Below are 13,439 nucleotides of genomic sequence, written 5' to 3'. Positions count from 1 at the left end.
GAAAATACCTCCGCCGGAGGCATGGGTCGCTGAAAGCGGCCCATTTTGGCTTTCGCGTTAGCCGTCCTTGCGGATGGTCTCGTTCTTCGGATCATATGGGCTGTCGCAGGTGACAACTGCGTCCCACAACTTGTCCTGAATTTTGACCTGCAGCTTGGTGCCCTCGACCGCGAGTTCGGGCTTCACATAACCCATCCCGATGGATTTCTCGAACGCGACCGAGTAACCGCCCGAGGTCAGACGCCCCACGCGCTCACCCTCGGGCGTATACAGCGCCTCACGGCCCCACGGATCGGCATCGTCCGGCCCGTCGATCAGCAAGGTGCAGCATTTGACGCGCACGCCGGTCTCTTCCAGCTTGGCCTTGCCGTAGAAGTCTTTCGACAGGTCGACAAATCGCGGCAGATCAGCTTCCAGCGGAGTTGCGTCGCGGCCCAGTTCGGTACCGAACGCGCGATAGGATTTTTCCTGACGCAGCCAGTTCTGAGCGCGGGCACCGACCGGCTTCATACCGTGCTTCTCACCGGCTTTTTCCAGCAGGTCGAACAGGTAGTTCTGCATTTCGATTGGGTGGTGCAGTTCCCAGCCAAGCTCACCGGTATAGGCCACGCGGATCGCGTTGACCGGGCACATGCCCAGTTCGATCTGACGGGCCGACAGCCACGGGAAGCGCTTGTTAGACAGGGCGGTCTCCGGATCGGCGTCCTTGATGACTTCTTTCAGAACGTCACGCGACTTGGGTCCGGCGATGGCGAAAACGCCCCACTGCGTGGTCACATCCTGGATTTCGATGTAACCGAACTCCTCCATCTTGTCCTCGGCCGCCTTACGCAAATAGTCGGCGTCATACTCGGTCCAGGCACCGGCAGAGACGATGTAGTAGTTGTTCTCGCCATTGCGGACGATGGTGTATTCCGTGCGCGTAGTGCCGTGCGAGGTCAGCGCGTAGGTCAGATTGATGCGGCCGACCTTGGGCAGCTTGTTGCAGGTGAACCAATCCAGGAACTGGGTCGCACCGGGGCCTTTGACGACATGCTTGGTAAAGGCCGACGCATCGATCAGGCCAACGCCCTCGCGGATCGCCTTGGCTTCTTCGACGGCATATTGCCACCAGCCGCCACGGCGGAACGAACGGCTTTCCTTGTCGAAGTTGTCCGGCGCGTCCAGCGGGCCGAAATAGTTCGGACGTTCCCAGCCGTTGACCCAGCCGAACTGCGCACCACGCGCTTTTTGACGGTCGTAGGCCGGTACGGTGCGCAGCGGACGGCAGGCTTCACGCTCTTCATCGGGGTGGTGCAGGATGTAGACGTGCTCATAGCACTCTTCGTTCTTGCGCGCCGCAAACTCGGTGGTCATCCAATTGGACGAGTACCGCTTGGGGTCCAGCGAGGCCATGTCGATCTCGGCTTCGCCGTCGACCATCATCTGTGCCAGATAATAGCCGGTACCGCCCGCGGCGGTGATGCCGAACGAGAAACCCTCGGCCAGCCACATGTTACGCAGCCCCGGAGCCGGACCAACCAGCGGGTTGCCGTCAGGGGTGTAGCAGATCGGGCCGTTGAAATCGTCCTTCAGGCCAGATTCGGCGCAAGAAGGAACGCGCTCAGCCATCGCCATGTACTGATCCGCGATCCGGTCCAGATCCAGCGGGAACAGATCCGCGCGGAAGCTGTCTGGCACGCCATGTTCGAACTGCGCAGGCGCGCCATGTTCATAGATGCCCAGAATCCAGCCGCCGCGTTCTTCGCGGGCGTACGACTCGTTGTCGGCATCACGCACAACCGGATGCTCGGGGTTGCCCGCTTCACGCCATTTGACCAGCTCGGGGTCCTTGTCCATGACGATGAAGGTATGCTCGACCGGGATCGCGGGCATCTTGATGCCCAGCATCTTGGCGGTGCGTTGCGCGTGGTTGCCCGATGCGGTCACGACATGCTCGGCAGTGATCACAACCTGTTCATCTGAAGGAACGAGGTTGCCGCCCTTCTCGATCATCTTGGTGCAGGTGACTTCCCAGTGGGTGCCGTTCCAGTGGAATGCGTCGGCCTGCATCTTGCGGACGATATCGACACCGCGCTGACGCGCGCCCTTGGCCATGGCCTGTGTCACGTCAGCGGGGTTAATATAGCCATCTTCGGTGTGGTAAATCGCACCTTTCAGGTCACCGGTTTCGATCAATGGCCAGCGTTCCTTGATCTGATCCGGGGTGAGCCATTCGTATTTCACATCGCACGTCTCGGCGGTCGAGGCATAGAGCATGTATTCGTCCATGCGATCTTGCGTTTGCGCCATGCGCAGGTTGCCAACCACAGCAAAACCCGCGTTCAAACCGGTCTCTTCCTCGAGCGTCTTGTAGAAATCAACCGAGTACTTGTGGATGTGGGTCGTCGCATAGGACATGTTGAACAGCGGCAGCAGACCCGCCGCATGCCAGGTCGAGCCCGAGGTCAGCTCGTCCCGTTCAATCAGCATCACATCATCCCAGCCTGCCTTGGCCAGATGATAGGCGATCGAGGTACCGACGGCGCCACCGCCAACGACCAGTGCTTTGACTTGGGTTTTCATGAGCCCGTTCTCCGGATTGAGTCTGTTTGGCAAGGTTTATGCCCAACCGAATGCAAAACCGCCAAGTCCATCCGACGCAATAACGCACAAAACCGACGCTTGCGAAAAACTAGATACAATTCGCAAGGTGCGACCCGTCGGATTGAGTATTTGAGAAAAGGTGAAATGCGTGCGTTCTAGACGATCTTGCCGGGGTTCATGATGTTGTCCGGGTCGAGCGCTGCCTTGATCGCCGCCATGAAATGCGTCGCGGGTCCCAGTTCTCTGACCAGATAGGGGCGTTTGCCTTGCCCGATCCCGTGCTCGCCCGTGCAGGTCCCTTCCATCGAAATGGCCATTTCGTTCAGCCAGCCAACAAAATCCTCGGCTCTGGCGACCTCGTCGGGGTTTTCCATATCGACAAGTAACAGAGTGTGGAAATTGCCATCCCCGACATGGCCAACGATTGGAGCCAGAAGATCAAGTTCCGCCGACTTTGCCTGAGCGGCCATCACGCATTCGGCCAGCCGCGAGATGGGGACACAGATATCGGTAGAGATCCCCTTTGCGCCGGGCCGCAATTGCAGGCTTGCCCAATAAATGTCGTGCCGGGCCTGCCACAGCTTGTTGCGCTCTTCGGTGCTGGATGTGGAGGTGAAATCCGAGCCGCCATATTCCGCAGCGATCTGGCCAAAGGTGTCCGCCTGTTCGGCGGCGCTGCTGTCCGAGCCGTGAAACTCCAGCAACAACAAAGGCGTTTCGGGCAAAGTCAGCCCCGAATAGGCATTGGCCGCCTGAACCGACATCTCATCCATCAATTCGATCCGGGCGACAGGCACACCGTATTGGATTGTTGTCATGACCGCCTGACAGGCTGCATCGACCGAAGGAAACGAGCAGCGGGCAGAACTTATCGCCTCGGGGATACCCTGCAGGCGCAAGGTAAGTTCGGTGATGATACCCAAAGTTCCTTCTGCGCCGATCAGCAGGCGCGTCAGATCATAGCCGGCCGAAGATTTCTTGGCCCGTTGTCCGGTGCGGATGATCTGCCCGTCTGGCATCACAGCCTCCAGACTCAGAACATTGTCCTTCATTGTCCCATAGCGCACCGCATTGGTGCCCGAAGCTCGGGTCGCGGCCATGCCGCCTAGCGAGGCGTTGGCACCCGGGTCGATGGGAAAGAACAGGCCCTGATCACGCAGATGGGTGTTCAAGTCTTCACGCGTTACGCCGGGTTGAACGACGCAGTCCAGATCACCCGAATTCACCCTGAGAACCTTGTTCATCTGGCTCAGGTCAACCGAAACACCGCCCGCCGGGGCGTTTACATGCCCCTCCAGCGATGTACCCGTGCCAAATGCGATGACTGGCACTTTGTGTGCGGCACAGGTCTTGACGATCTCGGACACCTCTTCGGTCGAGTGAGGAAAAACCACGGCGTCGGGGGATTGGTTTTCGATCCATGTGGTCGTGTGCCCGTGCTGTTCACGGATCGCCGCACCGGTTTGCAGCCGGTCCCCAAAACGCTGCTTGAGAATGCCGACCGCTGTTTCGATACCAGTGTCATTGCGCGGCAAAGCGTTTGCCTGCACCATGCCCATCCTCCCCGTGATATCTGGTTTTGCTCACAACATTGCAGGTACGACCTGATCCGGCGGGCGGTGCCCGTCCTCGAAGGTCTTGATGTTGATGATGACCTTTTCGCCCATCTCGATGCGCCCTTCTAACGTGGCCGAGCCCATATGCGGCAATAGAACCACATTGGGCAATTGCCGCAACCGAGGGTTAACGTCGGTTCCATGCTCGTAGACATCCAGCCCGGCACCGGCGATTTCTTCGGAACGGATCATGCGCGTCAGGGCGTTCTCGTCGATCACCTCGCCGCGCGACGTGTTCACGATCACTGCCGTCGGTTTCATCAGTTTCAACCGTCGCGCGTTCATCAGATGGAAGGTCGACGGGGTCGAGGGGCAGTGGATCGTCAACACATCCATGCGCGCAACCATCTGATCGAGGCTTTCCCAATACGTCGCCTCAAGATCCTCTTCGATCTCGGCGCGTAGCCTGCGGCGATTGTGGTAATGGACCTGCATGCCAAAGGCCTTGGCGCGCCGCGCAACGGCCTGACCGATGCGCCCCATGCCCAGAATGCCCAGCCGACGACCGCCAAGCCTGCCACCGAGCAACGCCGTCGGCGCCCAACCGCTCCAGTCCCCTTTTTGCATAAGGCTCAGACCTTCGGGGATGCGTCTCGTAACCGAAAGGATCAGCGCCAAGGTCATGTCGGCAGTATCATCTGTCAGAACGCCGGGCGTGTTTGACACCAGAATGCCTCTCTGCCGGGCGGTTGCCACATCGATATTGTCGACCCCGGCGCCATAGTTGGCGATCAGGCGCAGATTTTCCCCCGCCTGCCCCAGAATACCCGCGTCGATTGTGTCCGTGATCGTGGGGACCAGAACATCCGCCACTTTCACAGCGGCGGTCAATTCCTCGCGCGTCATCGGCGCATCCGTGTCGCGCAGCTTGACGTCGAAAAGCTCGCTCAACCGGGTTTCAACCGCCTCTGGCAACCGTCGCGTAACGACAACACTCAGACGTTCTCTTGGCACCTCAGTCCTCCTACCGCTTTGCAATCAGATGCGCGCCATGGCATCGTGGCGCAGGATCAGACGGGGCACAAGAACCCCATGAGCATTGATGCGACCTTTTTTCGAAGCACGACAAACAGGCATACGAGCAGACAGGCAGTGAGTGCTATTTTTTCGGTAAAACGCCTTTGTTTGGCGGCAACGTGCGCGTTCGGTGTGGCGCTGGGTACTCTTGCAGCCAGTGCACAGGATGCGCGTGGCCAGGTCACCAACCTACCCCTGCCGCGCTTTGTTTCGATGAAAGCAGCCGAAGGCAATGTGCGCCGCGGCCCGTCCCTGACCCATCGAATCGATTGGGTCTTCAAGCGGCGCGGCATGCCATTGCAGATCACGGCGGAATACGGCAACTGGCGCAAGGTCCAGGACCGCGACGGCGCGGGTGGATGGGTCCACTACGCCCTGCTGTCCGGGGTGCGTACTGTGTTGATCGAAACCGATCTGCTGCCAGTCTATGCGACGCCTGACCCGAAATCGCAGATCAATGCGCATTTCGAAACAGGCGTGGTCGCGCGACTGGGAACGTGCACGCTGGATTGGTGCCGAATCTCGGCGGGCGGGTATCGCGGCTGGACCCAAAAATCCAATCTCTGGGGCGTTGATGCTGCGGAAATTCGCGAATAGCGCCGACCGATTTATTCTTCACCGCGTTGCGACAGTTCATTGTCCAGCAGCAAAAGGTTCCAACGGTCGTCATTGGCGGCCTTGGCCTTGTCCAGAATAGACGAGAACAGATCTTCTTCCTCGATCTGCTCTGCCAGGAACCAGTTCAGCATATTCTGCGTGCTATATTCTTTGACCTCATGCGCCATTTCGAACAGCGCGTTGATCTGACCGGTCACGGTCTGTTCCTGCGCAAGCGCCTGTTCCAGAACGTCAACGGGCGACGCGTAGTCCGCTTGCGGTTTCGAGATTCCGTCCAGTTCGATCCGCCCGCCCCGTTTGGCGATGAAATCAAAAATCCGCATTGCATGCGTGCCTTCTTCGGCAGAATGGCCCCGGAACCAGCTGGCAAACCCCGGCAAATCCTGCGCCTCAAAATAGGCTGCCATGGCGAGGTAGGTATAGGAGGCATGCAATTCGTTGTTGATCTGCTTGTTCAACGCTTCCGCGACTTTGGGATTCAGGTTCATGTGCCCCTCCTTCGAGTGTCAGTTCCGGATATCATAGAGGTATGCGCGGCACTTGGTGAGTCAACCGGTAGAAAGATGCTTTTTTCAATTATTTTCAAATCTTTACTAGAGAGTTGTGCGACTGCGATGCAGTCTCAGATCCTTGCGTTCAATTGCATCTTCGCAAATTCTCTACGTCTTAGGTCACGCATCCTGTTTACGTCTTCCGGCGACGCTCCACTCACCCTTGATTCAAGCCTGACAGTAGACAAAGGCCGAAAGAACCACACGCTGAGCGACCGGCCAAACAAATTGTCAGATTGGATCATTTTTTGCGGAAAAACCTCTTGAACCCGGAATACAACAGTCGTAGATAGCCGCTCACCGTTGGGGTGTAGCCAAGTGGTAAGGCAGCGGTTTTTGGTACCGTGTATCGTAGGTTCGAATCCTACCACCCCAGCCACGATTTTTCTTGATGTGTCGTCCGGTATGAATCGGAACTTGTCCGGCTTGAAACGCAACTTTTGTCGGGTAAGAGCGCAACTTTTATCAAAACTGGCGGTTTTGCAATTGGTTCTCAGCCCAGTTGGCTGGTTGCCTAGTTTCCAAGAACTGCCACGGCACTTGAGGTCTGAAGGCCCTGGAAACAGCACCTAGGGCGGAAAGCTGTCATTGTCCGCAAGTGCGAGAGGCTCGTCTCAGTTTGTTGAAAGCCGACGCTTGGGAAGACGAGCTCGGTATACGCAAGCACGCAAAAAGTTTTTCCTACCCAACCCTATCAACCTAAGGCATTGTAAATGGGTCAAGTTATTTGAGATTGAACACGCAATGCATTTGAGCAAGATAAGACTTAAGAATTACCGTCGCCTCGCAGACGTGAAGATTGATCTAGATAGCGAAATCTCAATCTTCGTTGGCGCAAATAACAGCGGCAAGACATCCGTTGCCCACGCAATGCACTTTTTCATTAGCGGTGCCCGTGACCGTGTCAGCTTTCATGACATAAGCGCATGCCGATGGAGCGACATTGATGGGTTTGAAGCCGGTCAAGCAGACGCTGCACTTCCGGTCTTGTCGCTTGATCTATAGCTTGGGGTCGAGCAAGCGGACCTGCATCGAGTCATCGACCTTCTTCCTAACCTCGAGTGGCGAGGAGCGATGGTCGGCGTTCGTATCTCCTTCGCACCGCGTAACGAAGATGAGGCTTTGGCGCGCTTCCAGGAACGGCATGCACAGGCTCAAGAAGCGGTCGCCGACCTGGAGACACCGGAAGGTGAGGAACCGTATGTTGCTCCGCCGCGTACGCTGCGCGAATACCTCGAAGACGAACTCCAGAGAGAGTATGAGTTCAAGTATTTCGTCCTTGATGAAGCCCAATTCAACGAAGAGCTTGAGCCAAACGAAGGTTACGAACCGCAAGAACTGCTGCGGGATCAAGGACGAACGGGAAAGGACATCGTCAACTCGCTGATCAAAGTCGATTTCCTGCACGCACAACGCCATCTTTCAGATAATGAGGGAGGCAGTCGCTCCGAGGAACTTTCCCGTCACCTTAGCCGCTATTACCAAAGAAATCTTGAGCGCCACGGTGACGACTACAACGCGATCAGGGCGCTCGCGGATTCGGAGATACTGCTAAACCAGCATCTCGAACAGGTCTTCGCCGATACCCTCCAGCGGCTAGCGCAGTTAGGATATCCGGGATTGACCAATCCGCGCCTGATGATCAAATCCGCGCTAAATCCTGCGACGGTGATGAACAGCCAGGACGGTGCCCATGTTCATTACGCCCTGAACGATGAGGGCCTGACGCTCCCCGACAAATATAACGGGCTCGGCTTCAAAAACCTGATCTACATGGTGGTTGAACTGCTCGATCTTCACGCACAGTGGCTGGCAACGGAAGAGAAGCGTCCTCCTCTGCATCTGGTGTTTGTCGAAGAACCGGAAGCCCATTTGCATGCCCAGTTGCAGCAAGTATTTGTCAACAAGGTGTTGGAGATTCTGGCGGCGGAAGGTGACGTGCCAGACGGTTTCCACACGCAGATGGCGCTGACGACACACTCTCCGCATATCCTGTACGAGCGCGGCTTCCAGCCCATTCGCTATTTCAGGCGTGAAGGTACAGGGATTGCACAAGCCTCGAAGGTCCTGAACCTGTCAGAGTTCTACCGTACCACGGCCAACCCGAGCCGTGACTTTCTTGAACGATATTTGAAGCTAACGCACTGTGACCTTTTCTTTGCCGACGCGGCGGTGCTCGTCGAGGGCAATGTCGAACGGCTAGTTATGCCGCAGATGATCGCTAAAGCAGCGCCGGGTCTGCGGTCCTGCTACCTTAGCGTTCTCGAAATCGGTGGAGCCTACGCTCACCTATTTCGGACCCTTATAGAGTTTATCGGGATAACCACGCTCGTGGTTACCGATCTTGACAGCGTAAACGGACCCGCCGACGAGGAAAACGAGATTGATGCCGAACCTGTGGCCGACGATGGTGACGGGGATGAAGTTGCGGCGCGCAGCACCTGCACGCCCGAAACACCAGATGCGGTGACGTCGAACCAGATGCTTGCCCAATGGTTGCCTGGCACAAACAGGATCGACGAGCTCTTGGGTGCCGACGCCGCAGCCAAGACAATTGCGGCGGATGAGTTTGGGCTAGGTGCTACCCGTGTCACATATCCCTGCACCGTCAATCTTGCGCGTGGCGACGAACAGATCGAACGCGCTGGACGCACGCTCGAAGTCGCCTTCGCGTTCGACAACCTGGAGTGGACACAGGAACTCGCCAATCGGGAGTTGAGGCTCCGGGTGCGCGCACCGCAAAATCTGGAAGACCTAGCACGGCGTCTTCACGATAAAGTTCACAGTTCGAACTACAAGAAAACGGATTTTGCGCTCGCATTGCTCGCCAAGGACCCTGACGCTTGGAACGTCCCTCTCTACATTGCAGAAGGCCTGGAATGGCTCGAAGCCACGCTGGGCGTAGCAGTTGAAGAGGAAGAGCAGCAAGAAGGTGACACTGCATGACAAGCCGCATCGGCAAGCCCAATACAGATACCGATACGGCACTTCACGAGCGGCTCGCGGGTGATGGCAATCGGCATTTCGTGATGGTGGCTGGAGCGGGTTCTGGAAAGACAACATCGCTCGTGAAAGCCCTTGCCCAAATCGAATGTACCCAAGGGCCTTTCCTGCGCCGCAACGGACAACAAGTCGCCTGCATCACCTACACCGAAGTGGCTGTGGAAGAAATTCATGGTGACGTCGGGAACGACGAACTATTCCATGTCTCAACAATCCATAGCTTTCTCTGGACTGTCATCAAGCCATTTCAGAACAATCTTCGGGAATGGGTGAGCAACCGGTTGCACGAGAAGATTGCCGAAGAACAAGAGAAAATCGACAATCCGCGAACGAGAGAAGCCACGAAAACCCGCGCTGCGGCGAACATCGAACGGTACAATCGACAACTAACGGAAATCAGTGCGGTGAAGAGCTTCCGGTATGGGACCGGTAGCGACTACTCAAACGGCGTCCTCGGCCACAGCGATATCTTGAAGATCGGCCCTGAATTTGTCTCCAGACATGCATTGATGCAGACCGTTCTCACTAGGCGCTTTCCGGTCATCTTTGTCGATGAAAGTCAGGACACAGACCCAGCCTTTGTGGATGCGCTCCGCGAAGTGGCGCGGGCGGTTCCACTAGGCTTCTGTCTCGGCTTCTTCGGCGATCCGATGCAGAAAATTTACATGCAAGGTGCCGGACCCATTCCGCCTGATGAGGGATGGGAGACGCTTGAAAAGCCGGAAAGTTTCCGGTGTCCGCAGGCCGTGCTTCGCGCCATCAACCGGATCAGGGCGGAAGACGACCAGCTTGAGCAAACGCGCGGACGCCACATTAAGGTGAACGGGGAAGACACTCCCGTCGAAGGGTCAGCCAGAGTATTGATCCTGCCCGCCGATTACCGGCGACAGGAACGTCTGGAAGAGGCACGCCGCTGGCTGGCCGATCAGGACGGTGATCAAGGCTGGTTGGAGGATGAGGACGAGGATGCGTTGCGGCTTCTGGTGCTAGTCCACAGGATGGCGGCAACCCGACTGGATTTTCCAAACCTCTACAGCGCACTTAATGACAAATCGCCAGAGGACCTAAGTAGCGGACTGATTGATGGCACTGCCTGGGTAGTACGCCCGTTTTTGTCGTACGTCCTTCCAGTAGTGCTTGCGCGTCAACAAGCGCGGGAGTTCGAGATTATGCGCCTGCTTCGCAAACACTGTCCGCGGTTGCAGCCGGATGCGCTGGCCGGTGTCGACACCGCAGGACTTCTGAATGGCCTGCAAGGACAGATCGGCGAACTGGTGACGATGTTGGAAGCCGGGGGGGACGCGCGCGTCGGCGATGTCGTCCGTTTCATGAGAGACAACAACTTGATGGCGCTCGATGATCGCTACGTCGAGCTCATCGAACTGTACGCAAGTACTGCTGAACCTGTTGCCGAGCCTGCGGTCGACAATGCCGCCCTTCGTTTCATGCAGTGCGGCGTATCGGAGCTATGGGGGTACCGGAAATACATCGAAAAGATGTCTCCATTCGCCACGCAGCAAGGCATCAAGGGGGCGGAGTTCGACAAGGTGATCGTGGTAGTTGACGATCAGGAAGGGCGAACCAACACCTTCTCCTACGGCAAGTACTTCGGCGTTACAGAGCTCTCAGATCGAGACCGAGCGAACATTGCCGAGGAAAAGGATTCCGTAATCGATAGAACGAGGCGACTGTTCTATGTGTGTTGCTCGCGAGCCCTGTCGGATTTGGCGGTAATCATCTTTGCCGACGATACGAAGCAAATGCGCACAGCACTGATTGCCAAAGGGTTCTTCGAGACAGATTCCGTCTTCGTCTTGGAATAAGACCGAAAGTAAAACTGTTTCCCAGTAACAGACCAAAAGCTCCTTGAAGAGAGGTGGGACTACCATGGCCGGTCGAAAGCAGCACTTCATCCCTAGGCATTTCCTAAAGGAATTTGTCATTCAAGACGGAAGTGACAAGCTTTGGATGCATCGGCGCGGTCTGCCAAATCCTGTACCGGTATCCCGCGATGATGCCGCTGCAACCCGAGATTTCTATTCAAAGCCTGCCATGACAGATGCGCCAACACTGGACGATCTGATTACCGAATACGAAAACGAACTGAAATTCGGTGTCGAAGAGGCGCGCGCTGTTGCAGCAGGTGATGTTCTACCAGCTCACCTGATCAGCGAGATAGTTGCACATCTGACAATACGAGCTGCTTACTTGCGTGAATTCATAGACGTAGGGGCATCGGAGCTTGTGTCGTCAATCGATACACTTATTCATCGACCCAGTGAGCTTTTCGATGGCATTGAATTACCTAAACACTGTGTTCCGTCAAAGTTCGAAAAAATGGCAATAGAGCAGTTCGAACAGCATCCAATCAACATGCTCACCAACTTGACACCCAAGGCGGTTGTGCGTCTGCTCTACCAGGCCATTCGAGAAGACTTTGATGCACTCCAGAATGCAGCGTCAAATGAGTTTGATGCTTTCCTGGAGCGTTTCCAAAGAGAATTCCAAGCAATGCCCCGAAAGGTGCATACTCAAGTTCTTGAGAAAGAGCTGGTGCCGGGGCCTCGAAAAACCAAGCTGGAGGAATTTCGATGGCGGGTCGTTGACTTTCCAACTGGAGATGCGGTTCTGCCCGACTGTGTTGCCGTCGCCGAAGACGCAAACGGTTGGGGGCCTTATATTATGGCGGATCACAAAAGCATGACTCGCGTCGTGGTTCCATTGTCATCCTCAAAACTAGCGGTTGGCAGTGTAGCGGATGACTGGGGCAAGGTTGTGGAAATATATAGCAGGGCCTCACGTGAAAGCTGTTTTACTTTCTATTTGGCGAACCGAAGACATGAAGTCTTACAATCTGATTTTGCGGAGCTTGGTGGCTTCGCACGCGCCAGAATAGCCGACATGACATCTTCTGCTGTCCGCGAGGCAGTCGAAGACCTCATCGGCGATGATGTGAATGTCTCACACGAAAATAGTGACCCCGTCAAATGGACTGATTTGTCTGTAAGTGACCGATTCTCGTATTCCGTCTCCTTCAAGGACTTCGGAGACGAGACTTATGCGCAAAAAGTAGCGGCAAGCCTCAATGAAGCAGTCAAAGCATTTAGTGGCTACTTCCCGGTCCATCGCCTAGATGGCATCACTTTTGCCGCAGACTACGCGGCAGCTTTGCAGGAACTCGACCGAGGTCCAGGTATCGATCGCAGCATTGATCCCTCTGCGTGCGCTAATCCCAGTGGCGTTGCCATGCCGCTCGCGGTGCGGCGTGACGATGGCATAAAGACCCACATCATCCTTAGAGGTTATCTTGCTAACCAGTTGATCTCGGAAGACCAAACCGAAAACGACGACGCTATTTCGGTCATCTGTTACTGCCTGGGGATAACCGCATTCTACGCGCTTCTGGAAGGTAAATTTCCTGGAACGCTTCTTGCACCACATGCGGACCCGTATGAGGGCTGGCTCTATCAGTACAATGACACGTTGCTGGCGACTTATTTCTCCACCCGTCTCCTAGCCCCCACAACGGGAACGCTGGAATTCTATTCTGAGCAAGCTCTCTTACAACTTGAACAGATGATTTCGGTTACAACAGATGCAAACACGCAGTATCAAGAGGACAGCGATCATGAACGGTTCTTCGAGATTTGTGCCACCCATGTGTCGGGTTTCATGACGGCAATGACAAGGTATCTTGCGGCACGTGCTTCGATGATCGGCCCGCACCGACCAGGCGGGCTATTGGATCGAGCACTTGCGCAGCTTGAACTCTTGAAGTGGTCAAAGCTCTTTGACGAAGACCTTGCCGCATTTAACCGCCGACTGGAGGATTGGGCAAACTTGTATGAAATGCACTTCCTCAATCGACATTTCGAACGCCTGTTGCTTGAGGTGGGTGTTTTGCCTGACAAATTGAGCGACGGGTCGCTCTATATCCACACCTCCGGCGAACACAGGCTAGCTTCTTTGATTTGTCTGACGTCAGCGCCAATGGGACAGTTTAGGTCGATTTGATAAGATAGGTTTTCTGGCTCATCGTAACCGCCAA

General features: G+C 56.0%; 9 protein-coding genes and 1 tRNA gene. 6 read left to right on the top strand and 4 right to left on the bottom strand.

Annotated elements, in window-relative coordinates:
• Window positions 1-57: 57 nt before the first annotated feature.
• The 3 genes from ACR0JA_RS06070 to ACR0JA_RS06060 form a co-directional block, all read right to left on the bottom strand.
• Entirely contained in the window at window positions 58-2,565 is a 2,508-nt protein-coding gene (locus ACR0JA_RS06070) for a GcvT family protein (protein ID WP_480571444.1), read from the bottom strand.
• 176 nt (window positions 2,566-2,741) lie between these two features.
• On the bottom strand, window positions 2,742-4,139 hold the full coding sequence (locus ACR0JA_RS06065) for an FAD-binding oxidoreductase (RefSeq protein ID WP_480571441.1): 1,398 nt from the start codon (window positions 4,137-4,139) through the stop codon (window positions 2,742-2,744).
• A gap of 30 nt (window positions 4,140-4,169) precedes the next feature.
• A complete protein-coding gene (locus ACR0JA_RS06060) occupies window positions 4,170-5,156 on the bottom strand; it encodes a 2-hydroxyacid dehydrogenase (RefSeq protein ID WP_480571438.1) in 987 nt (328 codons plus the stop codon).
• A 147-nt stretch (window positions 5,157-5,303) separates the two neighbouring features.
• Here ACR0JA_RS06060 and ACR0JA_RS06055 point away from each other — a divergent pair, with 147 nt between their 5' ends.
• Window positions 5,304-5,816, top strand: coding sequence for an SH3 domain-containing protein (locus tag ACR0JA_RS06055; RefSeq protein WP_480572384.1), 513 nt, complete (start codon window positions 5,304-5,306; stop codon window positions 5,814-5,816).
• Between the two features lie 11 nt (window positions 5,817-5,827).
• Here the strand turns inward: ACR0JA_RS06055 and ACR0JA_RS06050 are convergent, their stop codons facing one another.
• Complete coding sequence (locus ACR0JA_RS06050) at window positions 5,828-6,325, bottom strand: ferritin (RefSeq protein WP_480571435.1); 498 nt, start codon at window positions 6,323-6,325, stop codon at window positions 5,828-5,830.
• Window positions 6,326-6,692: 367 nt separating this feature from the next.
• Here ACR0JA_RS06050 and ACR0JA_RS06045 point away from each other — a divergent pair.
• The 5 genes from ACR0JA_RS06045 to ACR0JA_RS06025 all read left to right on the top strand — a co-directional run bounded on the left by ACR0JA_RS06045 (window position 6,693) and on the right by ACR0JA_RS06025 (window position 13,405).
• Window positions 6,693-6,767, top strand: a tRNA-Gln gene (locus tag ACR0JA_RS06045).
• 365 nt (window positions 6,768-7,132) lie between these two features.
• Window positions 7,133-7,393: an AAA family ATPase gene (locus ACR0JA_RS06040; protein ID WP_480571432.1), complete on the top strand. Its 261-nt coding sequence runs from the start codon at window positions 7,133-7,135 to the stop codon at window positions 7,391-7,393.
• A 69-nt stretch (window positions 7,394-7,462) separates the two neighbouring features.
• Window positions 7,463-9,334 carry an ATP-dependent nuclease gene (locus tag ACR0JA_RS06035; protein WP_480571429.1) on the top strand — a complete coding sequence of 624 codons (1,872 nt, stop codon included), beginning with the start codon at window positions 7,463-7,465 and terminating at the stop codon, window positions 9,332-9,334.
• Window positions 9,331-11,214, top strand: coding sequence for a UvrD-helicase domain-containing protein (locus tag ACR0JA_RS06030; RefSeq protein WP_480571426.1), 1,884 nt, complete (start codon window positions 9,331-9,333; stop codon window positions 11,212-11,214). Before ACR0JA_RS06035 ends, ACR0JA_RS06030 begins: the two co-directional genes overlap by 4 nt.
• Window positions 11,215-11,278: 64 nt before the next feature.
• A complete protein-coding gene (locus tag ACR0JA_RS06025; RefSeq protein ID WP_480571423.1) occupies window positions 11,279-13,405 on the top strand; it encodes a hypothetical protein in 2,127 nt (708 codons plus the stop codon).
• Window positions 13,406-13,439 lie beyond the last annotated feature (34 nt).

Source organism: Ruegeria sp. AM4 (assembly GCF_056540665.1).
The sequence above is the reverse complement of the archived record's forward strand: the minus strand, read 5'-3'. Positions and strand labels throughout refer to the sequence as shown.

Excerpts from the sequence above, each read along its gene's own strand:
- ACR0JA_RS06050 (WP_480571435.1), bottom strand. The coding sequence starts at position 6,325 with ATGAACCTGAATCCCAAAGTCGCGGAAGCGTTGAACAAGCAGATCAAC.
- ACR0JA_RS06040 (WP_480571432.1), top strand. The coding sequence starts at position 7,133 with ATGCATTTGAGCAAGATAAGACTTAAGAATTACCGTCGCCTCGCAGAC.
- ACR0JA_RS06035 (WP_480571429.1), top strand. The coding sequence starts at position 7,463 with ATGGTCGGCGTTCGTATCTCCTTCGCACCGCGTAACGAAGATGAGGCT.
- ACR0JA_RS06025 (WP_480571423.1), top strand. The coding sequence starts at position 11,279 with ATGGCCGGTCGAAAGCAGCACTTCATCCCTAGGCATTTCCTAAAGGAA.
- ACR0JA_RS06030 (WP_480571426.1), top strand. The coding sequence starts at position 9,331 with ATGACAAGCCGCATCGGCAAGCCCAATACAGATACCGATACGGCACTT.
- ACR0JA_RS06070 (WP_480571444.1), bottom strand. The coding sequence starts at position 2,565 with ATGAAAACCCAAGTCAAAGCACTGGTCGTTGGCGGTGGCGCCGTCGGT.
- ACR0JA_RS06065 (WP_480571441.1), bottom strand. The coding sequence starts at position 4,139 with ATGGTGCAGGCAAACGCTTTGCCGCGCAATGACACTGGTATCGAAACA.